Source organism: Pedobacter hiemivivus (assembly GCF_004331685.1).
GTDB lineage: Bacteria > Bacteroidota > Bacteroidia > Sphingobacteriales > Sphingobacteriaceae > Pedobacter > Pedobacter hiemivivus.
The window spans coordinates 685,179-707,998 of record NZ_SJSM01000002.1; the positions used below are offsets into that span (position 1 = coordinate 685,179).

The window sequence follows — 22,820 nt, forward strand, 5'->3', positions numbered from 1 at the left end:
ATGAAAAAGAAATTTAACATTAGAAATATAGTGGTTGTAGTAGTCATTGGGCTCTCGGCTACCTCATGTGAAAAACTTATAGAGACTCCGTCAAATCTGCCAGGACAACTAGTAACGGAAAAGGTATTTACAGACAGTATCGGTTCTGTGAATGGTGTTGTCGGAATCTATAGTAAGGCATTTTCAACTTATGGTCCTTTAGCGGGATATTTATCTATTTTTCCTTCAATGTCCTCTGATGATATGATCTCCTCAAGTGATGCATATTCCCCTATATTCAATAATAAGCTGACTCCAGGAAATGAAGGTAATCAAAATGAAGGTACAGCGCCAATCTGGAGTGGGTTTTATGGAAATACGATGATATACCATGCCAATGCTGCAATAGAGGGGCTGAATGCCAGTAAGGGGATAACTGAAACACTCAGGAGTCAATTGATTGGGGAATGTGAAGTTGTAAGATCACTGTCTTATTTTTATCTTACTAATTTGTTTGGTGCTGTACCACTAGCGCAGACAAGTGACTACACAGTTAACAGTAAATTACCAAGGAGTTCCACTGAGGATGTATATAAACTTATAATTAGTGATCTTTCTGATGCTTCAAGAAGGTTAAAGGATAAATACCCATCTGCAGGAAGGGCAAGACCAAATAAATATACCGCACTTGCGCTGTTGAGTAGGGTACAGTTGTATCGACAGCAATGGGTTAAAGCCGATAGCGCTGCAACTGCCGTGATCAATGCGGGTATCTATCGTTTAGAAAACATTGATAATGTTTTCCTACTTGGTAATGAAGAGGTGATATGGCAAGGTCTGTCAACAGCTTTTTATAGTTGGATTACCCAGGAAGGTCCTATGTTTGTACCGTTTAATAATACAAGTATACCTACCTACCCACTCCGTAAATCACTTGTAGACGCGTTCGAGCCGACAGATCTTAGGAGATCACGCTGGATAGGTACTAGTACAGTTTCGGGTATTCCTTATTATTACGCTTTTAAGTACAAAAATACTTATAGTTCGCGGCCAAACGGCGCCACAGAGGCCGAAGTAGTATTCAGACTTTCAGAGCAATACTTGATCAGGGCAGAAGCCAGAATTAACCAGGGTGATCTTGGTGGTGGCAAAGCTGATATTGACAAGGTACGTGAGCGCGCTGGTCTTCTTCCAACAACTGCAGCTACAAAGGATCAATTGCTGGCGGCTGTTTTAAAGGAGCGTCGTACTGAGTTTTTTTGCGAATGGGCACATCGCTGGCTTGATTTAAAGCGTCATGGACTTGTGAATAGCACAATGGCAGCTGAGAAACCAGGTATATGGCCGACAGACGGACATCAGGCGCTGTATCCTGTACCTTATGTTCAAGTAACCTCAAATCCTGGTTGGGCTCAAAACCCTGGATATTAAATTGAAAAATTACACTACCTGGCTGGGGACTTTTTGCTTTCCGGCCGGGTTACCTATTTCTGAATTTTAAAAATACAATGAACGAATTTATTGTTAGCATAAAAAATCTATCACACCGTTACTCGGTTCAATGGTCTGTTAAGGATATTAATTTAGATATCAAAAAAAATGGCATCTATGGTTTACTAGGTGCAAATGGAGCTGGGAAATCGACCATTATGAATATCATGTGTGGTGTGTTAAGGCAAACAAGTGGAGATGTGTTTATCAGGGGGATCAATATGCTGAATAATCCGATTGAAGCAAAAAAGCACCTGGGTTTCCTACCTCAGAAACCACCAGTTTCAAATGAACTCACAGTGGAAGAGTTTCTCGGCTATGCGGCTAACTTGCGATTGATGGACAAAAAAAATGTAGGGAAGGCCGTGACTGAGGCAATGGAAAGAGTTGGGATAGGACATTTTCGTAAACGTTTGATTGGGAGTCTTTCCGGAGGTTATCAGCAGCGTGTTGGAATCGCACAGGCAATTATCCATAAACCTGATTTTATTGTGTTGGATGAACCAACCAACGGGCTTGATCCAAACCAAATACTGGAAGTGCGTAATCTGATCAGGGAAATTGCTCAGGAACACACCGTGATTTTATCTACTCATATATTGCAAGAGGTGCAGGCGCTTTGCGATCATATTTGGATGATCAACCATGGAGATCTTGTGTTCTCCGGTAGCATTCGAGACTTCGATAATTATATCATTCCTGAATCTTTGCTGGTGACCATGATCGGTGCACCTTCAACCGATGAACTTATAAATATACCTGGGGTTGTGGAAGCAACAGAGCTGAGTAATTACCGCTATAAAATAAAATTTGAGAACGCACAAGAAGCTACAGAGAGAATCGTAGAAATGAGCGTAGCAAGAGGATGGAGGCTTACCGAGATCATACAGGAGCGAAATTCCCTTGAAACCATTTTTACTGAATTGTCCAACAAAAAGAAAATATGAACATGATACTTAATATCGCTAAAAACGAACTTCGAAAGCTTTTCTATTCTCCAGTGGCATGGCTGGTACTAATCATCTTTTGTATACAATGCAGTATGGTGTTTACAAATCTCTTCGATGGTTTTTTATTCTGGAAGAGAGGAAATATTGAAACAGACTATTATACATTTAAGAGTTTTGGCGCAAGTGGAGGTTTATATGCCAATGCTCAAAGCTACATTTACCTATATATCCCACTGATCACAATGGGTATCATGACCTCGGAATTTATAACGGGCTCAGTTAAACTCCTTTATTCATCCCCGGTGACAAATACCCAAATTGTAATCGGAAAATATCTTGCATTACTTTTCTTTAACCTTAGCTTGCTCGCAGTGCTATCCGTATTTAGCATCTATTGCTTATTTTCAATTGAACATGTGGAAATCCCGCTTGTGCTTTGCGGGTTGTTTGGATTATTTTTGCTAGTTGCTACCTACCAGGCCATTGGACTTTTTATGTCTTCTATATCCTCTCACATTGTTGTCGCTGCATTAGGGACGTTCGGGATTTTGTCAATACTATCCTTTGTAGGAGGACTTTGGCAGGATGTTGCCTACTTGAGAGATATTACCTATTGGTTATCTATAAATTCCAGGGCTGGTACTTTTATCAGAGGGATGATTACCTCCGAAGATTTAATTTATTTTATCATCATATCTGGGATGTTCTTATTCTTGACAATTTCTTACCTGAAGTTTAAACGGCAACCAAGTACTTTTATTAAAAGATTAAGTGTATATGGGGGAGCGGTTTTGGTTACCATGTTGATTGGATATTTGAGCTCAATGCCAGATTTAAAAGGCTACTCAGATGTAACCAGGGACAAGTTAAATACATTGACTAAAAACAGCCAGGAAATTGTATCAAATCTTCCAAAGGATATTACGATTACAACTTATGTAAACGTTCTGGCAAGGAACTCAGTATTTCTGGCACCGGACAGGTTCAAAAACGAACAAGGCAGATATGAGCAGTTCATTCGTTTCAAGCCCAGACTGAAACTGGAGTATGTTTACTATTACCATAAAGTACAAAACGAAAATCCAGTCTATGAAAGAACAAGTAAAAAATCAGAAAAGGAGATGCTTGATTCTGTCATGAGTTTATTCCGGTGGAAATTTGATGTCGTTCCTTATGCTGATATAAAGCCAAAAGTTGATCTTGCCTCAGAAGATTTTCAACAGGTTTCATTAATTCAAGGAAGTAATAATAAATCTTCATGGTTGCGGTTTTTTGACGATGCCCTTGTTGTACCATTTGAAAGCGAGATTTCTGCAGCATTTAAAAGGTTAAATCAGAAGTTACCAGTGGTGGGAATGGTGATAGGTCATGATGAAAGATCTATCTCGGGTAAATACAACAGTGACTACGAACAATTTACTACAGCAAAACGTTATCGGAGTTCTTTGATTAATCAAGGCTTTGATCTCAGAGAGGTTTCATTGGATAAACCTATTGATACGGACATCAGTATATTGTTACTGGCAGATCCAAAAAGTGCTTTAACTGTACCACAAAAACAAAATATTCAACAGTATATCGCCTCTGGTAGAAATATGATGATTTTGGGAGAACCAGGGAGACAGGAGTATCTGAATCCTGTGATAAATGATTTCGGACTCCAATTGCTCCCAGGTAAACTTTTAGATACCACCCAGAAATCTGAGCCCGATTTGATGGCTCTGAAACCTTCAGAGAGAGCCGTACAATTTTCTCCTTATTTCCGCGATATTTCGCTTCGAAAGCAGGTACTAGTGATGCCGTCTGCAGCTGGTATAGCTATTTCAGGTCATAGTGGTTATCAAACTCAGGTATTGTTCGAGTCAGGTACCAGCAGTTGGAATGAAGGTGAAAAGATAAGTAAGCCATATCCTACAGTAGTTGCGCTTTCAAAACAGGTTAATGGGAAAACTCAGAAAATTATAGTAACAGGTGACGCAGATTTTCTAAGCACTGCAGTTTTAAATCAGAATTATCAAAATAATAGCCCTGGTAACTACGGATTTATATCTGCGGCTTTCTCCTGGCTTTCTAATGGGACATCACCTGTAGACGTCCATCGCCCTGAAGGAATCGACAACCGCATAAAAATTGACGACAAGTTTTGGGACATTTCCTCTTTGGTAATGCGCTGGGTATATCCCTTGATCCTGATCGTTATTGCATTGATCATTTATATACGTAGAAGGAGTAGATAGAGGTATGAGTTTTATAATTGATAAGCAAACATTAAATGATCTGGAAATACCTGGAAAAAAAGGTAAACGATCGGTTCAGTCGTTATTTAACGAAACCAAAACAAAGGGTGGGGCTGAACAGATAACCGAATTATTCCAATATCCCTTGGATTCAGCCATAGCAATTAAAAAAAGATTGGATAGCTTTAAGTTCTTTAGTGAACTGGATGAACAGTTTCCAATAAATGTAGTAAATCTGGATTTGGCTGAACAATATCTGTTAAATACAGATGAAAGGACGTTATTGAACAGGGAAAAGGATTCATTTTTACAAGGTATTAAAGATTTAATACAGCCCAATTCACAAAATCAGTTATTGATATTGGCAATCAAAGCTATTCTCATTATCGGAAAGGAACTTGATGTTTTTCTGAAAAAAATAGAAAAAAGGGCCTTAACCAGTGTTTTTGGGGAAACTTTTCTTGAATTGGAATCACTTCGGGACATCATCCCTGTTTGTGAAAACCCTAAGTGGAAGCAGCTAACAGAATTTGACCGGTATTTTAGGTTCGAAAAAAGAGAACATTTACTGCGTCTATTGACTTTGATCTATTCCCTTGATGTAAATATGACTGTCCCAAGGGTGGCTAAAATTCAAAAATTTGTCTTTCCAACAGTATCAGATCAATCTGGTTCGGTTTTGGAAATCCAGGGGTTAAGACATCCTCATCTCAAAGGGGCTATAACAAACGACATTATTGCCGGATGTGATGAAAACCTGATTTTTCTGACTGGGGTAAATATGGCGGGAAAATCTACTTTTATGAAGTCCTTTGGCATTGCGGTATTCCTTGCTCATTTGGGCTTTCCTGTTCCTGCTTCAAGAATGACATTTAGCGTTTTTGATGGGCTGCTCACCACGATTAATTTATCTGACAATTTAAGTGTCGGTCACAGCCATTTTTATGCGGAAGTTGTCCGGGTACGTAAAATGGCAGAATTTATACAGAAAGGAAAAAAGATGGTGATCATTGTGGATGAGCTATTCCGTGGTACAAATGTTAAAGATGCATTTGATGCAACGGTTGCCATAGCCTCTGCATTTTCTAAAAAAGACACTTCAGTTTTTATGATTTCAACGCACATCATCGAAGCTGGGAAGGTGCTTGGCGAATCTCATCCAACAATATCCTTTGTGTTCCTCCCAACAATAATGAAAGAAGGTAGGCCAGTTTATACTTACCGCCTCCTAAAGGGGATTTCCAGTGATCGCCACGGAATGTTAATCGTTGAGAACGAAGGAATACTTGAATTACTTAACAACAATCACCGTAAAATATGACCTTTTTCACCGATATTCAAACACGGCAAGACCTCAATCTACTTGATAGGTATAGTAATAAATCGGTCTATGCGATCTTTAACCATGTTAGAACCTCAGGGGGGGCGAGACTTTTGGAAAAGATGTTTAATAACCCGCTCATCGACCATGAAAGGATAAACTTGAGGAGTTCTATTTTTAAGTTTTTCGCCACCGTTGACATTGAATTCCCTATCGATAATGATGAGTTTTTAGTCGTCGAATCCTATCTAGAAAGTGGCGGAATTAGTACCATGATGAGTTTTATCGGGAACATAAGGATTGCTGCGTTAAAGATTTTAGGCGTTTCTGAAGAATATGAGCTACGAATCAAGCAAATTTGCGCTGTTTCTAAAATTTGTTATCAATTTAAAAACTTTATTTCAGAGATTTTGGCGGTAGATGGCGACAATCCCTTAGCTAGCGAATTGCTTGCCGCGCAGGATTTTCTCAATAAGGAAATACACACAAAAATACCAAGTGATGTACAAGAACTTTCGATCTCAAATCTGACTAGCTATGATCGAAAATTTCGAATCCAGGTCAATAAGCAACTATTAGGCATTATTGATCTAATTCATCATTTGGATCTGTATGTTACTGTTTCCTCGCTATCGCGTAAAAACGAATTTTCTTACGCAATAGCGCTCCCAGGTAATAGCAACGTTTTATCCATGACTGATTGCCGGAATCCCTTAGTAAAGTTCGCAAAGGGGAATACTATTGAGATTACAGAAAATAAGAATGTAATCTTTTTAACCGGAGCTAATATGGCCGGTAAATCAACGTTCATGAAGTCTGTCGGTATTGCTCTTTATCTGGCACACATGGGATTTCCCGTACCAGTGGGTCAAATGACATTTTCTGTGATGGAAGGATTATACACCTCTATTAACATTTCCGATAATCTTGAACAGGGATACAGTCATTTCTATGCTGAGGTTAAACGGGTAAAGGATGTCGCAGAAGCGGTTTCTTCTTCTAAAAAGGTATTTGTCATATTTGACGAACTCTTTAAAGGTACCAATGTTAAAGATGCCTATGATGCTACATTGGTAGTTACTCAGGCTTTTGCACAGTATAAGCGATGTGGTTTTATCATATCTACACACATCATTGAGGTAACAAAGGAACTTGGCGCATGTAAAGAAAATATTCAATTCTTCTACTTGCCGACTGAGATGCATGAGAAAAAACCAGTTTACACCTATAAGTTAAAAGAAGGCGTAACAGATGACCGCCATGGTATGGTGCTCATCCAAAAAGAAGGTATTCTGGAGATGCTGAAATAAATATTTAACCGCATGAAAACTAACATATGAAAAAACTATCAACCTATATAAATTATGTCATATCATTATTTATATTTTTAACAGCTTCGGCAGTTTTAAATTTACCAGCCAGTGGGCAAGTTTTGCCTTTGGATCCTAATGTTAGAGTTGGTAAGCTGCCTAATGGATTCACCTATTACATTAGACATAACATAGAGCCTAAAAACCGTGTAGTATTTTACCTGGCCAATAAAGTCGGCTCTATTCTGGAAACCGATGAGCAGCAAGGCTTAGCCCATTTTATGGAACATATGGCCTTTAATGGAACGACACATTTCCCAAAAAACGAACTAATCGATTATCTGCAGAAAGCTGGAGTAAGATTTGGCGCAGACATCAATGCCTATACCAGTTTTGATGAAACTGTTTATCAGCTTCCCTTACCGACGGATAAACCTGATGTGCTTAAAAATGGCTTGCAGATTATGCGAGACTGGGCACATGGAGCACTTTTAGAAAAATCCGAGATTGATAAGGAGCGAGGTGTAATTTTGGAAGAAAAGCGTTTGGGCAAGGGCGCAAATGAACGCATGAAGCACCAATTTTGGCCAATGATGTTGAATGGTTCAAAATATGCAAAAAGATTGCCAATCGGCTTAGATGAGGTGCTAACCAGTTTTAAGCCGGAAACTATTCGTGCTTTTTATAACGACTGGTATAGACCAAATCTTCAGGCTCTAATTGTAGTTGGAGATATTAGCGTGGAGGAGATGGAACGCAATATTATAGCGAAGTTCTCTGATCTGAAAAATCCAGCTAACGAAAGGGCACGGACAAAATATATGATACCACTTACGGGTAAAAACCAGTATATGGCTGTGACGGATAAAGAGATGACCAGTACGATTGCCCAGGTGATGATTAAGAGCCAGGCACCAGAGTTTAAAACTGCTACAGATTTCCGCAATGCATTTTTACGGGCATTGTTCAATCAAATGCTTGCAGTGCGTTATGGGGAACTTTTACAAAAACCAAACCCTGATTTTTTACAAGGTGGTGCCGATATCGGTAACTTTTTAGGTGGACTGTATGCTTATACTGCTGTTGTCGCTGCAAAACCAGGTAAAGGAGAATTGGAAAAAGCTTTTAAATCCTTATGGCGTGAGACCGTAAGAGTGAAGAAATTTGGATTTACATCAGCTGAGCTTGTGCGAGCAAAAACGAACTACATCAGTACAATGGAGGCAGCCTATAAGGAAAAAGATAAAAGAAGTTCTGAAAGTTATGTAAAGGAATATCTACAGTACTTTTTACAAGGCAATGCTGCGCCAGGTATTGAGGTTGAATATAAATTGGTTCAAAGTGAGATGCCTGGGATCTCTCTGGAGGAAGTGAACCAGCTTGCCCAAACCTATATCAAAGATACCGACAGGGATATTTTAGTGATGGCCCCAGATAATGATAAAGCAGATTTGCCAAATGAAGAAACCATAAAATCCTGGCTTGCCTCCGTAGAGACTGAGGAGCTTAAGGCTTATACTGAAGTCCCAAATACGAAACCGTTGCTAACCAAAATGCCTGTAAAAGGAAAAATTATCTCAGAAAAAAAGGATGCTAAATTAAACATCACCACACTAATGCTAAGCAATGGTATTAAAGTGGTTTTGAAACCGACAAAATATAAGAACAACGAGGTGATTTTTACTGGTTTTGCGCCAGGAGGAACTTCTTTATATAGTGATGCCGATTACCAGTCTGCCGCTAATTCAGCTGCCATCGTCAGCTCTTTTGGAGTTGGAAATTATTCATTGACAGAACTTGGTAGATTTTTAACTGGTAAACAGCTCAGTATACAACCTGGTCTGGGAGATCGCTCACAAAGCTTTAGCGGCAGTGCGACTCTAAAAGATCTACCATTGGCATTAGAACTACTTTATGGTTATGCTACTGAACCGAGAAAAGACCGGGAACAATTTGAAAGTATCATTAGCCGATCTAAAGCCTCCCTAGCCAACCGAAGTGATGATCCTTCCAGTATATTCCAGGATACAGCCGCAGCAGTTTTAAGTGATTACAATGTGCGTCGCACAGGACCCACCATTGGCAAACTTGATCAAATTAAACTGGATCGTGTTTATGATATTTATAAAGAACGCTTCGGAAATGCTGCAGGATTTATATTTATTTTTGTAGGTAGCTTCTCTGTAGATAGTATCAAACCGCTATTGGAGCAGTATCTGGCGGCCTTACCCACTAATAAAAAGATAACACTGCCAAAAAATCTTGGTATTCAGATTCCAGATGGTAAGATTTCAAAAACAGTATACAAAGGGGTTGAACCAAAAGCCACTGTGCAGCTTATTTTCTCTGGTAAATTCGATTATACGCTGGGGAACAATATTGAGTTGGATGCATTAAAAGAGACTTTGGAAATAAGACTAGTGGAAAGATTAAGGGAAGAAGAAGGCGGGGTTTATACACCCTCTGCACAAGCTTCAAGCACTAAATTTCCGGAGTCACGTTATAGTCTTGGTATTTCTTTCGGATGTTCTCCGCAAAATGTTGAGAAGCTGATCGCGTCGGTATTGGATGAGATCAACAAACTGAAAACTGTCGGTCCACCAAAAGTGAATATCGATAAATTCGTTGCTGAACAACGTAAACAGCGGGAAACAGTTGTAAAGACAAATGGATACTGGTTGAATTATCTGAACACTCGTTTACAAAATGGCGAAGATTTTAGGTTGTTGGATAGCTACAATGGTTTGCTAAACAAACTGAATCCTGCAACCCTTAAAATAGCCGCACAGAAATACCTGAGTGGAGAGAACTATGTCAGGCTTGTTCTGATGCCTGAAAACATGAAAACTGATTAATAATCAGCTATGAATCGAAAAACCACCTCTCTTATAATCGCAGTTAAAGCTGCAATACTTAGTTAATAATGCGGATAGAGTTGGTTTCTCTATGTGTGTCGTTTCGCTCATGAAACGGAAATTTAGGTTAGAAGTGTAGTCTTGGCTCGGATGAGCGCTGCACTTCTTAAAGTTAATATTTTTTAGTGAAAAGTAGGGCAAATCGGATTAATCCCCGGTTTGCTCTTCTTGATTAACAATCTCATCATGGCGAATAGCAAAAAAAAGAATCGGGATCCCATACCGTGCATTATCCATCCAATGGCCTATAGGCGCCTTTTTATTTACCTGAATTCAATTTTGGTGATGAAAGATCAGAACTATTTTCAATCTGGTTTAACAAGGTTGTTAAAGGGGCTGTATTTTAAATATGGCAATGCGTTTTATGCAGAAAATACGGATGCTAATGTAGCGGCCTTTGTATCTCGTGGACTGGGATTTGCGCATTACATGCACCCTGTGCGAGGCAAGGTTGTTATAGATGTCTTTGGGCCTGGTGAGATCGCTTTGAACCCCGATAGTTTTTTTAATGGTACTCCGGCTGATACCGGATTGGAGTTTATTAAGCAAACCAATATTCTTTATGTAACGGCGAAGGATATGGAAGATTTGTTTGAGGGATTTGATGAGGCGAAGATATTGACCATAAAGACTCTTGCAGCGATGTTTAAACATATTCGGGCTAAGGATGAGCTTCATCGTTTATTGGGAAAGGAAAAGGTTAAACGCTTTTTTGATTTGTATCCAATGTTACTTAAGCCTGCCAGGCAAGCACCTATGCAGTATAAAGATATAGCTAGTTATTTGAATGTCGATCAATATCATTTTTCTACTTTGATGAAAGAACTCTATCCGCATCTGCAGAGCCAAGACTAAGTACGTATATATAATGTTATATGTAATTATGATTTTTATTTACCCAAGAAGCTCTCTACTATTTCTGATTTACCAGTGCTTAAGTTTTATCTCCTTCAAAAATGGTTAAAGAATCTCGCGCTTTCTAGCTAATTCGCTTTGCTATAAGTGATTTATTCTTTGATTTTAACAATTGGTTTTACTATCAAAAAAACTATATTTAGTTATCTAAATTTAAGATGAATCTTACAAGCAAACCTTCAGCGTTAACTTATTTCGCGCTCCTGTCGCTTTTATTAAGTTACAGTTGGTAAATACCATGAATATAAGTGATCAAAAGCTTATACTGGAGATATTGACAAACCATTTCAAGTCAAAAATTTGAGTATCGAATATCTTAACCTAAGTGATCAAGCCTTAGAACTGCAAAATTCTAATCCGATCCCTGTTGGAAGCTCTATCACTTTTCAAGTAGATACTAAAGAATATCCTTCGGAGTACATTAAAGAATAGTGTAGTTTCAAAATCTATCCCATTACTTTTCGGAAAAGGCTTTTTATCAGCTCTATTTCCTCAGCATAAGTGGTGTTTTTTCTGTTGGCAAAATACAGTGTGTTTTTAAGTTGTTTGTGTCCTTTCCAGACTAATTTTACCAGTCCGCTGTCAATTTCTTTACTGCACAAAAAGTCGGGTATGACCGCTAGTCCCTTACCGCTGCTCAGGCACCTTACAATGGAATTCAGGTTTGGTACAATGTAATTTGGGCGAAAGTCGGGTGTATGACCAAAGTTGAACTGCCAGAAGCGGAACAGATGTTCCATATCTCCGGTAGTGCCGTACCATTTTTCCTGTTTTAGCCATTGCTCGGCTTCTGTATATTTTTTCTGCTTTGCCAATTTTTGAAAGGGCTCAGTATTCAAATCCTTTCCTGCAACCAGTACGATGGTTTCAGAAGAGAATGCCTGATTTTCTATATTAATGGATGTCCCTTTGTGGGGTGTAATGATTAGATCCAGGATACCCTTATCCAGGTTGTCAAGCATCTCACGGTAATCACCGAAACGAATAATGACGTTAAATGGAAGTGTGGAGATGTATTGTTCGAGCGTGATCTGGAATGTCTCAAAACACATTCCTATACTAATCGTGGGCGTATGCTTTTCCATACTTCGCTGGAAATTTTTTTCCGTTTCTTCAAGCGCAGTCATGCTTTCAGCAATGGCGTTGTACAAAATCTTGCCTCTTTCGGTAGGTGCCATTTTTCTGCCTGAACGCTCAAACAGTTTATAGCCCACGTAGCTCTCCAGGGAGCTCAGGTGCAGGCTTACGCCAGGTTGGGAAATAAACAGGGATTCCGCCGCTCCGGTTAGCGTGCCTGTTTGATAGATGGCTTTAAAGGTGCGGTACCATTCAAGATTAACCATAACAAAATATCATATTTATGATACAAAGGTATAAATCATCTTATTTTAATGATATGAATTAGTGAGTTATTTTTGCATTGTCATTTAATCAAGAAAAGAATGAAGAAGATACTAATTATAAATGCAGGACAAAACTTTGGACACTCTGGTGGAAGATTCAACAATACTGTAACGGAGAAAACACTTGCTTTTTTCGGGGATCAGGACAATATAGAAGTTAAACAGACAGTCATTTCCCAAGGATACAATCCAGTTGAAGAGGTGAAAAAATTTGTGTGGGCCGATGTAATCATTTATCATACGCCGATATGGTGGTTTCAGTTGCCGCATGGATTTAAAAAATACATTGATGAGGTTTTTACAGCTGGGCATCAAAAAGGTATCTATCGCAGCGATGGCCGTTGTTCAGACAACCCGAAGATCAATTATGGAACGGGCGGTATGCTTCATGGACGGTGTTATATGCTTACAACGAGCTGGAATGCCCCTGAAACCGCCTTTACACTACCCGGGGAATTTTTTAATCAGCATAGTGTGGATGAAGGGCCGTTATTTGGTTTTCACCGTATGAATGCCTTTGCGGGTATGGAGCCAATGAAGAGCTTTCATTTCCACGACATTGAAAAAAATGCGAATGTAATCCGTGATATGGAAAATTACCATAATCACCTCCAGGCGGTATTTGAGGGTCAATTAAAAGAAACAGTAGTATGATAATATATTTAATAGCCATTATTAAGGCAAAAGAGCAGTATCGGGAAGAAGTGCTTTCGGTGCTTCAGGAAATGGTTAAACAAACCCGTAAAGAGGAGGCTTGTGAGCTGTACACTTTACATCAGGGTATTGAAGACAAAAACCTTTTCACATTCTACGAAATATGGAAAAGTAAACAGGGGCTAGATGAACATAACCAGCAACCGTATATCAAAGTATTTGGCCAGTTGGTAGATGAAAAACTACAGGAAAAGCCAACTATTTTATTGACAAGTTTAATTTAAATATAATAAAAATGGAATACAGAAAATTAGGAAATACAGATTTAGCCTTATCAGTAATTACACATGGAGCTTTTGCCATTGGTGGAAATATGTGGGGCGGTAATGAAAAAAAAGACTCAATTGACTCAATTCATGCATCGCTTGATTATGGCGTGACAACTATTGACACCGCTCCATTTTATGGTTTTGGGTTAAGCGAGGAAATGATCGGTGAAGCTATTAAAGGAAAAGACCGTAGCAAGATCCAATTACTTACCAAATTCGGTTTGGTTTGGGATGGCAGCAATAACGGAAAAGGGGAATTTTTCTTTAATGCGGAAGATAGTGGTAAGCAAATTCCGGTGTTTAAATACACTGCTAAAGCGAACGTGATTAAGGAAGTTGAAGAAAGCCTGAAAAGATTGGGAACTGACTATATTGACTTGTTGCAGCTACACTGGCCAGACAATACTACCCCGATAGCTGAAACGATGGAAGCGCTGGAATTGCTGATACAACAAGGGAAAATTCGTACTGCCGGAGTGAGTAATTACGATGTTGATCAGTTAAAAGAGGCTTCACAGACCTTAGAATTAGCCAGTAATCAGGTGTCTTATAGCATGCTTAATCGTTCTATTGAAAACAATCATGTTCCTTATGCGTTAGCAACTAATACCGGAATAATTGTGTACAGCCCGATGGAACGTGGTTTGTTAACTGGAAAATACTTTAATGAAAGTAAGTTGAGTGAGAATGACCATCGCAATGGTTATTTCGCTCAATTTGACCTGGACAAAGTAAAAACATTTTTACAGGTTATTGAACCTATTGCTCAAAGAAAGGGGGCAACGCTTTCTCAATTGGTGCTGAAATGGACGACACTGCAGCCGGCTATCAGTATTGTCCTTGCAGGAGCAAGAAATGCTCAGCAGGCGATTGAGAATGCAAAGGCAGTGAACATAAATATTTCGGATGAAGAGTTGGAAATCATCAATAATGAACTTTCAAAATTTTAAGCAATGAGAATCAAAGATTATTTAAAATTGGCTGGACTGTTACTGGTTAGCGGGCTGCCACTACATGCACAAAGTCAGTATATCAATCCGGCAGATACCAGTTGGTACCAGTCTCCTTACGGAGCTGGTGATGAGATCGGTGCTGCAAATCTGTTAACCCCAGAAGTGGTTATGCAGGCGGTGAAATTGGTGAAAAAAGGTAAGAGCTATCCTCTGGCCGTACCTGTGGATAAGTACTTGCCTGCCTATCGTCACCGTAGTTTCTATCTGTATAATATCCAGCCAGGCCAGCAAGGCGGTAAGACTTTGGGACCAAATAAGTTTAGCCTGAATGATGAATATGTCAGCGCGTGGACTGGTGTGGGGACTCAGCTTAACGGTATTGGCCATATTGGTATAAACAATGTTTATTACAATGGCAATAAGGCCACTGATTTTGTAACTGTAGAAGGGGTGAAAAAGCTTGGTGTTGAAAAAGTACCCCCTATTATTACCCGTGGCATTGTATTGGATATGACCGCCTATTATGGTAAGGATATTGTACCAAGCAATACGGAGTTTACTGTTGCGGATATCAAGGCCGTCCTTAAAAAACATGGGCTAACTATTCGTAAAGGTGATGTGATATTATTTAATACTGGATGGCTGGAGTTGATCGGGAAGGACAACAAACAATTCCTTGAGGTAGAACCGGGAATTGGTATGGAAGCTGCACAGTGGCTGGCCGATCAGGGGATTGTTGCCTTTGGTGGTGATACATGGGCATCAGAAATATACCCAAATCCAAAAACTGATGAGGAATTCCCTGTCAACCAGTTTATGCTTGCTAAAAAGGGGATTTATAACCTAGAGCTGATTGATAGCCGGGCCCTGGTCAGGGATAAAGTCTGGGAATTTTTATTCGTTTTGGGCCAACCATTATATAAAGGTTCCACCCAGGTCAATATCAATCCTGTGGCAATCTATTAAGTGTTTGGGTTTTAGCTTAATGGAAATTCTATTAGATCTGGAATTAAAGAGCTGACCATCTCATATGGCTTGTTTAAAAAAGATCGAGGTCAACAACTAGAACACTTTTTCAATAAAAAACGTAGCGCACTTATAGTGTACTACGTTTTTTTAGTTTAGAACGTTTACATAAGACATTATATCTGCTCAATAGCGAAACCAGGTTGTTATTTATTGTTCATCCAAGTTAGCTGTTGTGGGGATATTGTATTTATGAGCTTCCAAGGATAATTGAATATAAACCTTAGTTATTTTTGTAATTTGCGAAAAATATAAATCTATTAGCGCCTCCCTTGACCCAGCACATCTCCTTGAAAAATTCAAGGGCAGGAACTTGAACGGTAATAGAGGAAAAACTTAAGGGGTTTACCTTTGAGATTGCTACGGTTCGATAGCCACAGAATGAATTAAATTTTTTATTCAAGTAAAATCCAATAATAAGCTTGACAAAGATAGAGATACTAGACCCTTATTTTGGTTGGCATAGACTTTTGTTCAACTTAATTGATGATTCACAACTTCTGTTTTTAGATTAAATTGATAGACCGAGAAGGACTTAATCTGGTGAAGAGCGAATTACCCGGTATTCGATTGGGCCAGTTTTACCGGTTTTTTTAAGCAAGAATCTTATTATCCCATATAAGGACAAACCTAAGATTTTACCCTGTTTGAATTGGGTTTTGCTAAATCGTTATATTATCTATCTGATTATTTTTGTGTTAACAGTTGTTTAATATTTATTTAATAAAAAATTAAAATATGATTGAAGCCCAAATTGAACATAAAGGGCGTATTGTTGAAATATTAACGCGAGCCTTTAAAGACAATAAAAGTGTACTAGATATTGTTGGTGTAAACGCTCAACAAATCTAATCCTACCTATGAACAACGACATCTCAGAAATCCTAAAGAGGTTATTTGAGTACCTGACGGCGAATGGCTGGCAGGAACCCAAAATGTATGATCTGCTCACCACTTTCATGAGAGGTAAATATTATCCCAATGATGAGATCCTTTTTGAGAAGGGAGATATAATAGATTATACCTTTTTTTTGTCGTCAGGCTTTTTTACTTTCTCAGTTTATAATTCAAAATGCGATAAACAGATTACGGAGATAGTCAGAGCAGGGGAGATCGTTTCGACGCCAAGTTTTACTAAACAAAGTCCATCCGTTCATGACCTCAATGTAATTGCTGGTTCATATGCAATTTACCTGAACCATTCAGAAATGGAGGAAGTCTACCGTCAATTTCCTAAAGCCCATGATTTGACCAAGAAAATCATGGCTAATTGGGAGGAAAAGGGACAGCAAGTAAAACTGATGCTGGCAAAAAGAGGTATTGAACGCGTATTTGAATTCTACACAACTTATCCTGAACTCCTTGAACCAGGTGCTATTATGAGAGATGCGGAAATAGCATCCTATCTGTTGTTGGCTGAAAGGTCCCTAGGAGCATTGCGTACTAGATTATTTAACTCAGGTAGGCTCACTAATCCAGCCACATTAAAAAATAAAAGTTTTAGTATTACACACTCAGAAAAATGAGAGTCCAGTACTACAACCAATGGATAGACTTTAATCTTTAAATATAGAGTAAGAAAGATAGGGAGTAGATGTTACAATTAAATAGGATAATTTACCTAGTTTTGCTCAATAAAAATTGAATATTTACCTGTTTCCTTAAATACAAAAGGGAAAAAAAAGGGAAAAAAAATAATTTTTTGAGATTTTTTAACTAACAAAAGCTGCTTTTAAATGTGTTTTAAGGTGGTTTGTAAAAATAAATATTAAACATTTGAAATGGATAATTATGTAAAAGCAGCGCTGATCGCATCACTGGAAAAGTTTTCGTCAGCCTCAGGAAAAGATTCGGTTAAACTTAAAGAGGATTTAATTGAAGTGTTTAGCAAGGATCTTGGGTTTTTGGAGAAGGTAGGGGAGTTTGATGCAGCTTTTGATGAGCATCCTGCTTTTGATGAATTGAGAGAAGTTTTCTTTGATTTGTTGATGATTAATTTCTTCGCGAATGATGTGAAGAAACTGGAAGAAGATTATTTGGATTCGGAAGAATGGGCAGATATTGAAGAAGATACAATTGATAGGGGGACTGAATTGTTAAACCTATTGTTGTACATCAATGAGTGTCATGACGAAAAGATTAAGCCTGAACTGGATGATTTCCTTAAAGAGTTTTTACTGGTAGAAGAGGATGAGTTCCAGGACGAGTTTCATATTTATGAAGACCTGATTACCAATCAGCAATTGGTAGAAAGCAGTGTAGAAGATATTTGCAGTCATGCTGGTATGATTGAGCTGGGCGAGGAAATGGAAGAACTTTTTGTTCCATTTATGGTTTTCTTCCACCAGCCAAAAGCGAACGAAGAGGTAATTAAAGAACTGGAAACGTATAGTGCGAATAAGGAATTTGATATCGCAGTTTATTCACTGATTGCTGCATTTAACGACTAATTATTTTTGAAATGGAAGAAAAAACTGTTGAAGCTGTAAAAACACCAAATGCAATGGCTTTTAAAAGTGCGCTTGTTTATGCAATCTACTTTTTGGCCTTGATCTATGTTTTTAAATTTGCAGGTATTGATCAGAATGACCCTAACAGTTCGATGGCTGAGAAATTAGTCGGTTCTCTGGCATCTTACCTTCCTTTTATTTTGGCTATTGTATATGTTCAAACCAATTACAAGAAGGCTCTAAACGATTTTATTTCCTTTAAAACTGCTTTTTCAGCTGGTTTTAAGGTTGCAGCTTACGCTGGGTTGTTTATTGCAATCGTGTTGATGGTTTATTATAAGGTTTTAGATCCTACTGCTTTTGAACGGTTGATCGATGCTGCGCGTGAAGCTGCTGCTGGTGATGCTACTCAACTGAAAGGTGTAGAAATGATGAAATCTTATATGGTATTTTTTATTGGTTTTGGTGCAGCGATTACCTATACATTGCTAGGCTTAGTTACTAGTTTAATAGGAGCTGCGGTCATTAAAAAAGAAGTACCATTGCATTTCGAAGGATAATCCTGTCGTCATCCTGAATTTATTTCAGGATCTTTGACATACAAAAAGAGCCTTTGTCATTATGATTCAGGCTCTTTTTATGCGCATCGTCATCCTGAATTTATTTCAGGATCTCGTTTAAGCAGGTTTTGAATATGATATTCGAGATCCTGAAATAAATTCAGGATGACGACCGCTTTATCACTGCGCACTTTTTTGTTAAGCCTTTGAATATGGAATAAAGAAACTGAACGTGGTGCCAACTCCCAACTCACTTTTAACACTGATCTTTCCTTTCTGCATTTCTACCAACTGTTTACAGATGTATAAGCCCAGTCCAGTACCTACCTGTCCCTTTGCAGAATTAGTTTGATAATACTGTGAAAAAAGGTTGGCTTGTTGGTCGGCACTAATACCCATTCCTGTATCTATGATGTCTACTTGTAGTCGAGTATCCTCTGTTAACAATTCTGCATTGATGGTCACCTTTCCCTCGTTTGTGTATTTTATCGCATTGCTTAAAAGGTTAACCATGATTTGTTTTAATCTAAAAGCATCACCTAACACCTGGGCTTCCATATCACCTTTAAAGTTATAACTGAGTTCCAGTTTCTTTTTGGTAGCGCTATAGCTCATGTTTTCGACTACCTGATTTATGGTCGAATAAGGATTGAAAGGATCGCTTTCTATTTTTAATTCACTGGTTTCCATTTTAGCGGCATCCAGGGTGTCGTTTAAAGTACGCAGCAACATATCTGAAGAGCCCTTTATAGATTCAAGCATATCCGTCTGACGTTGTGTAAGCGTAGTTTTTGCGAAGATATAAAGGAAGCCCTTTATAGTCGTCAATGGGTTTCTGATCTCATGTGTCATGTGGGTGAGCAGTTCCATTTTTTGTCGAGCAATATTTACTGATCTTTCGTTTTCCTTTAGCAGCTGTAGTTCCGATTTGTTCAGTTGAAAGATAAAAATGATCAGTAACGTAGCAAACAGCAGTACGAGGAATAAGGCAGCGAGGTAAAATTTATTGAGTAATGATGTCGTTTCCTGGTAGTTTTTAAAAGCCATGCCTTTCAACTCATCCGCCATTTTGTAGTTAATGTCTTTTAAATCATTTACAATACGTTCCAGCTCATTGGTGATATTCGTATTGAGGGAGATGAGTTCCCTTTGCATACTTAGCATTTTAACATTATGTTGCTGCAGTTCCTGAAGCTTTTTTGCATTGTTAGTCCTGTCGCGGGCAATAATTTTTTGTGTGGCTAGCTCCGCGGTGTTTGTGTTGTGATTAATTTCTACCACACCACCAGCGGCACCTTGTTTATTAGAAATCGCATCTTTTAACCTTCCAAAAAGTCCTTTTTTCTCTACAGATCCAGCTTTTCTTATTGTATCTGTTTTGCTGTTGAATTTCTTTTTGTGCGTTTTTAAGTTCGTGCTGATTTCAGTTAAGTTAGTCTGACCGTTAAATTGAGCATAAACGGTTAGCAGGGAGTCGAAATTGTGTTTAAGTCCAAAAAGTCTGTTCGAAAGTTCCAGTTTTTTATTGTACCATACCTTTACCTGGTTGCCTTGTGCAGCCGTTAGTTGAGTCGTATCTGTTTGGGTATTTAATAAGGTGTCTATTTTGTTGAAAGCCAATGTTAGCTTAACTTTATAGTCATTGCTTTTGGGCCCGTTAATGTCCAATAGCGATTCTTGAAAGTCATCTTCTGCCTGATGGAGTAATAAAAGAGCCTGCTCTGGTTTAAGTCGATGCTCAATATTACTGGCCAATTTAGAGATATCCTCTAGTTTTTTAGTAATAGCATTACGCACAAAAAGGGCTGCTATAGCAAGAATAATAACAAATACAAGAAATGTTAACAACGTTTTTCGGGCGAGCGTCCTGGTGTAAGTTACTTTCATTCAGATGCAAAAATAAGGATAAAAATAAGTATTCTCTTCGGAGCCTGGCATCTTTTGCTGAAAAAGCAAAAGCGCCTGAGGTCTCCTCTGAGAAACTGATTTTTATTTTAGCAGGGAGTATAAGCAGGAGTATATTTTAGCAGCGAGTATAAGTAGGGAGCACAGGTAGGGAGCAGAGAACGGAGCGGAGTGCTGAGTTAAAAAAATAAATCTTGATGATTACTAGGCTAATTGATTAATTTTAGGCCGGAAGATTTATGATTGCCTATACAGAGCTAAAAGATAGTGAATTGGCTGCCATGTTAAGAGATGGAGATGATGGCGTGTATAAGGAGATTTATAACAGGTATTGGGACAAACTATATTACATTGCACATAGGATACTAAAATCTCAAGAGGCTACGGAAGAGGTAGTGCAGGATGTTTTTGTGCTGCTTTGGAAAAAGCGTTTGACACTTGTTATTCAGTCTTTGCCGGTTTATCTGGCTGCAATGGTTAGGTATGAGGTTTATCGTTATGTGGCCAGAGATAAGAAAGATAGGCTGAATGAAGAGGCTTATCAGACAACGTTGACGGATTATGCGTCTTTTGATACTGATTTGGAAAATAAGCTGTTACTTGAGATTGTCGAAACGCTTTCTAATCAGCTTCCCGAGAAATGCCGCCTGGTATTTCAATATGTAAAACTGCAGGACAGAGCACTGTCGGATGTTGCCGAAGAGTTAGATATTTCACAGAAAACAGCTGAAGCGCATTTAACGAAGGCACTAAAAGTCATTAGGAGCAATGTAGGCAATTCCATGCATTTGCTTTTTTAAAGTATTTTAAAAATATTTTCATTTTGGACTAAGGGTAAATTGTCTGGTGTATACTCTATACATTCAAACGCCCAATTTTAGGTTATGAACAATGAGGAAGTAAAAGGTTTAGCAAAAAAGTTTTTAGCAGGAAAAGCAACTACCGAAGACAAGAGCAAGTTGCATAGTTGGTCTGCATTAAATGCTGATGATGAACCTGAAGTTGTATTTACGTCAAAGCCCGAAAATGCTGAGGATGTGAAGTCGAGGTTGTTTGACCGGATACAGTCTAAAATTAATACTGGAGATCAACCAATATATGAGCGTTCTATAGGCACTAGGTTATGGTATCGCACGGTAGCTGCTGCTGCAATTCTTTTGATTATTGGGACTCCAGCGTATTTATATAATGCAGGTAGTCTTTTTAAGGATGATCTTGCTGATGCTAAGCACATCGCTATAGGTAAAAATACTGCAATCTTAACTTTGGCCAATGGTAAACAGATTAATTTGTCGGATGCTGTAAATGGTAAGTTGGCAGATGAATCGGGGATTAGTATTAACAAAACTTCGGACGGGCAATTGGTTTACGAAGTGAAAGGTGCAGCAGGGCGGGGGGATGAAAATCGTTTAAATAAGATCAGCACACCAAAAGGTGGACAATATCAAGTGGTATTGCCAGACGGAAGTAAGGTATGGTTAAATGCTGCTTCAAGTATCAAATTTCCGTCTGATTTTGTTGGCCTTAATCAACGTAAGGTTCAGTTAATTGGCGAAGCATATTTTGAAGTAGCAAAAGATAAGTCACATCCATTTATAGTCCAAACAGATAAACAAGAAGTTGAAGTACTGGGTACACACTTTAATGTTAATGCTTATAGTGACGAAGAGTTAACTAAAACGACGCTATTGGAAGGTAGTGTACGTGTTAGTCTTGACGGTAATAGCAATGCGGTTCATGTAACTAATGCTTTTGTCATCTTAAAACCTGGTCAGCAAGCTGTTTTAGCCGATGGACCTATAAAGATTAATCAGGCAGATACAGAAGAGGCTGTGGCTTGGAAGAATGGGTATTTTAAATTTAATAGTGAATCCCTTTCCTCTATTATGCGCAAGTTGTCGCGATGGTATGATGTGGAAGTGGTGTATAAAGGAGAAATCAGTAAAGACCGTTTTGGGGGCACCATTAGTCGGTATAAAAACGTAGCTGATGTACTCGAAATGCTGGAATCAACAAAATTGGTGAAATTTAAAGTTGAAGGGAGGCGGATTATAGTGATGTAAAATTTACCTGAATCGGCGAGCGCCAAAAAAGAAGAACAAAAAAACCAGAGGCGGTGAGAGGAGGGCACTGAAAAAGTCCTTTTAAATATTTGGAGTCCAAAAAGAGCAGAAGAACTATGGTTATCTGCTCTTTTTTTGTACCTTAAAAGTAGGTTTTAAAAGGTGCCCAATGTTAGCTCATCAACAAAAGATTCAATTCAGTGCCTACTCAGGATTGTATGATTTGATCATTCCCAAAGACAATTTACTTCGAAAGATCAACGATCTAATAGACTTCAGTTTCATTTATGATGAACTGCTCGAGAAGTACTGCCACACCAATGGACGTACTGCGGAGAGTCCGATCCGTATGTTTAAGT

At 38.6% G+C, this 22,820-nt stretch carries 18 protein-coding genes and 1 pseudogene; 17 read left to right on the forward strand and 2 right to left on the reverse strand.

All coding sequences use genetic code 11. From position 1 onward, the window contains the following. The 7 genes from EZ444_RS06035 (at window position 1) to EZ444_RS06065 (ending at window position 11,058) form a co-directional block, all read left to right on the forward strand. Window positions 1–1,410 carry a RagB/SusD family nutrient uptake outer membrane protein gene (locus EZ444_RS06035; protein WP_131607813.1) on the forward strand — a complete coding sequence of 470 codons (1,410 nt, stop codon included), beginning with the start codon at window positions 1–3 and terminating at the stop codon, window positions 1,408–1,410. 77 nt (window positions 1,411–1,487) lie between these two features. Continuing rightward, window positions 1,488–2,417, forward strand: coding sequence for an ABC transporter ATP-binding protein (locus tag EZ444_RS06040; protein ID WP_131607814.1), 930 nt, complete (start codon window positions 1,488–1,490; stop codon window positions 2,415–2,417). After that, window positions 2,414–4,657 (forward strand): Gldg family protein, encoded by a 2,244-nt coding sequence (locus EZ444_RS06045; protein WP_131607815.1) that lies wholly within the window; start codon window positions 2,414–2,416, stop codon window positions 4,655–4,657. The genes EZ444_RS06040 and EZ444_RS06045 overlap by 4 nt, the downstream gene beginning before the upstream one ends. 4 nt (window positions 4,658–4,661) lie before the next feature. Then, a complete protein-coding gene (locus EZ444_RS06050) occupies window positions 4,662–5,978 on the forward strand; it encodes a MutS-related protein (protein WP_131607816.1) in 1,317 nt (438 codons plus the stop codon). Further along, window positions 5,975–7,288 carry a MutS-related protein gene (locus EZ444_RS06055; protein ID WP_131607817.1) on the forward strand — a complete coding sequence of 438 codons (1,314 nt, stop codon included), beginning with the start codon at window positions 5,975–5,977 and terminating at the stop codon, window positions 7,286–7,288. The genes EZ444_RS06050 and EZ444_RS06055 overlap by 4 nt, the downstream gene beginning before the upstream one ends. Before the next feature lie 26 nt (window positions 7,289–7,314). Next, entirely contained in the window at window positions 7,315–10,143 is a 2,829-nt protein-coding gene (locus tag EZ444_RS06060) for a M16 family metallopeptidase (RefSeq protein ID WP_131607818.1), read from the forward strand. 246 nt (window positions 10,144–10,389) lie between these two features. Continuing rightward, window positions 10,390–11,058 (forward strand): cyclic nucleotide-binding domain-containing protein, encoded by a 669-nt coding sequence (locus EZ444_RS06065; protein WP_131607819.1) that lies wholly within the window; start codon window positions 10,390–10,392, stop codon window positions 11,056–11,058. A 506-nt stretch (window positions 11,059–11,564) separates the two neighbouring features. Here EZ444_RS06065 and EZ444_RS06070 read toward each other — a convergent pair. After that, a complete protein-coding gene (locus EZ444_RS06070; protein WP_131607820.1) occupies window positions 11,565–12,461 on the reverse strand; it encodes a LysR family transcriptional regulator in 897 nt (298 codons plus the stop codon). A gap of 99 nt (window positions 12,462–12,560) precedes the next feature. Between EZ444_RS06070 and EZ444_RS06075 the strand changes: the two genes are divergently transcribed. The 7 genes from EZ444_RS06075 to EZ444_RS06105 all read left to right on the forward strand — a co-directional run bounded on the left by EZ444_RS06075 (window position 12,561) and on the right by EZ444_RS06105 (window position 18,493). Further along, window positions 12,561–13,175: an NAD(P)H-dependent oxidoreductase gene (locus EZ444_RS06075; protein ID WP_131607821.1), complete on the forward strand. Its 615-nt coding sequence runs from the start codon at window positions 12,561–12,563 to the stop codon at window positions 13,173–13,175. Continuing rightward, on the forward strand, window positions 13,172–13,459 hold the full coding sequence (locus EZ444_RS06080; protein ID WP_131607822.1) for a putative quinol monooxygenase: 288 nt from the start codon (window positions 13,172–13,174) through the stop codon (window positions 13,457–13,459). Before EZ444_RS06075 ends, EZ444_RS06080 begins: the two co-directional genes overlap by 4 nt. An 11-nt stretch (window positions 13,460–13,470) precedes the next feature. Further along, window positions 13,471–14,454 (forward strand): aldo/keto reductase, encoded by a 984-nt coding sequence (locus EZ444_RS06085; protein WP_131607823.1) that lies wholly within the window; start codon window positions 13,471–13,473, stop codon window positions 14,452–14,454. 3 nt (window positions 14,455–14,457) lie between these two features. Beyond that, window positions 14,458–15,423: a cyclase family protein gene (locus EZ444_RS06090; protein WP_131607824.1), complete on the forward strand. Its 966-nt coding sequence runs from the start codon at window positions 14,458–14,460 to the stop codon at window positions 15,421–15,423. A 920-nt stretch (window positions 15,424–16,343) separates the two neighbouring features. Next, window positions 16,344–17,009 (forward strand): Crp/Fnr family transcriptional regulator, encoded by a 666-nt coding sequence (locus tag EZ444_RS06095; RefSeq protein WP_131607825.1) that lies wholly within the window; start codon window positions 16,344–16,346, stop codon window positions 17,007–17,009. A gap of 255 nt (window positions 17,010–17,264) precedes the next feature. Continuing rightward, complete coding sequence (locus EZ444_RS06100) at window positions 17,265–17,933, forward strand: hypothetical protein (protein ID WP_131607826.1); 669 nt, start codon at window positions 17,265–17,267, stop codon at window positions 17,931–17,933. A gap of 11 nt (window positions 17,934–17,944) precedes the next feature. Beyond that, window positions 17,945–18,493, forward strand: a complete 549-nt coding sequence (locus tag EZ444_RS06105) for a DUF4199 domain-containing protein (protein WP_131607827.1) — start codon at window positions 17,945–17,947, stop codon at window positions 18,491–18,493. A 198-nt stretch (window positions 18,494–18,691) separates the two neighbouring features. Here EZ444_RS06105 and EZ444_RS06110 read toward each other — a convergent pair whose 3' ends face one another. Next, entirely contained in the window at window positions 18,692–20,380 is a 1,689-nt protein-coding gene (locus EZ444_RS06110; protein ID WP_131607828.1) for a sensor histidine kinase, read from the reverse strand. 257 nt (window positions 20,381–20,637) lie between these two features. Here EZ444_RS06110 and EZ444_RS06115 point away from each other — a divergent pair, with 257 nt between their 5' ends. From EZ444_RS06115 to EZ444_RS06125, 3 genes and pseudogenes are all read left to right on the forward strand, one after another. Next, window positions 20,638–21,198 (forward strand): RNA polymerase sigma factor, encoded by a 561-nt coding sequence (locus EZ444_RS06115; protein ID WP_131607829.1) that lies wholly within the window; start codon window positions 20,638–20,640, stop codon window positions 21,196–21,198. Window positions 21,199–21,282: 84 nt separating this feature from the next. Then, window positions 21,283–22,461 (forward strand): FecR family protein, encoded by a 1,179-nt coding sequence (locus EZ444_RS06120; protein ID WP_131607830.1) that lies wholly within the window; start codon window positions 21,283–21,285, stop codon window positions 22,459–22,461. 169 nt (window positions 22,462–22,630) lie between these two features. Then, window positions 22,631–22,820 (forward strand): annotated as a pseudogene (locus EZ444_RS06125) (IS5/IS1182 family transposase); the annotation flags it as partial.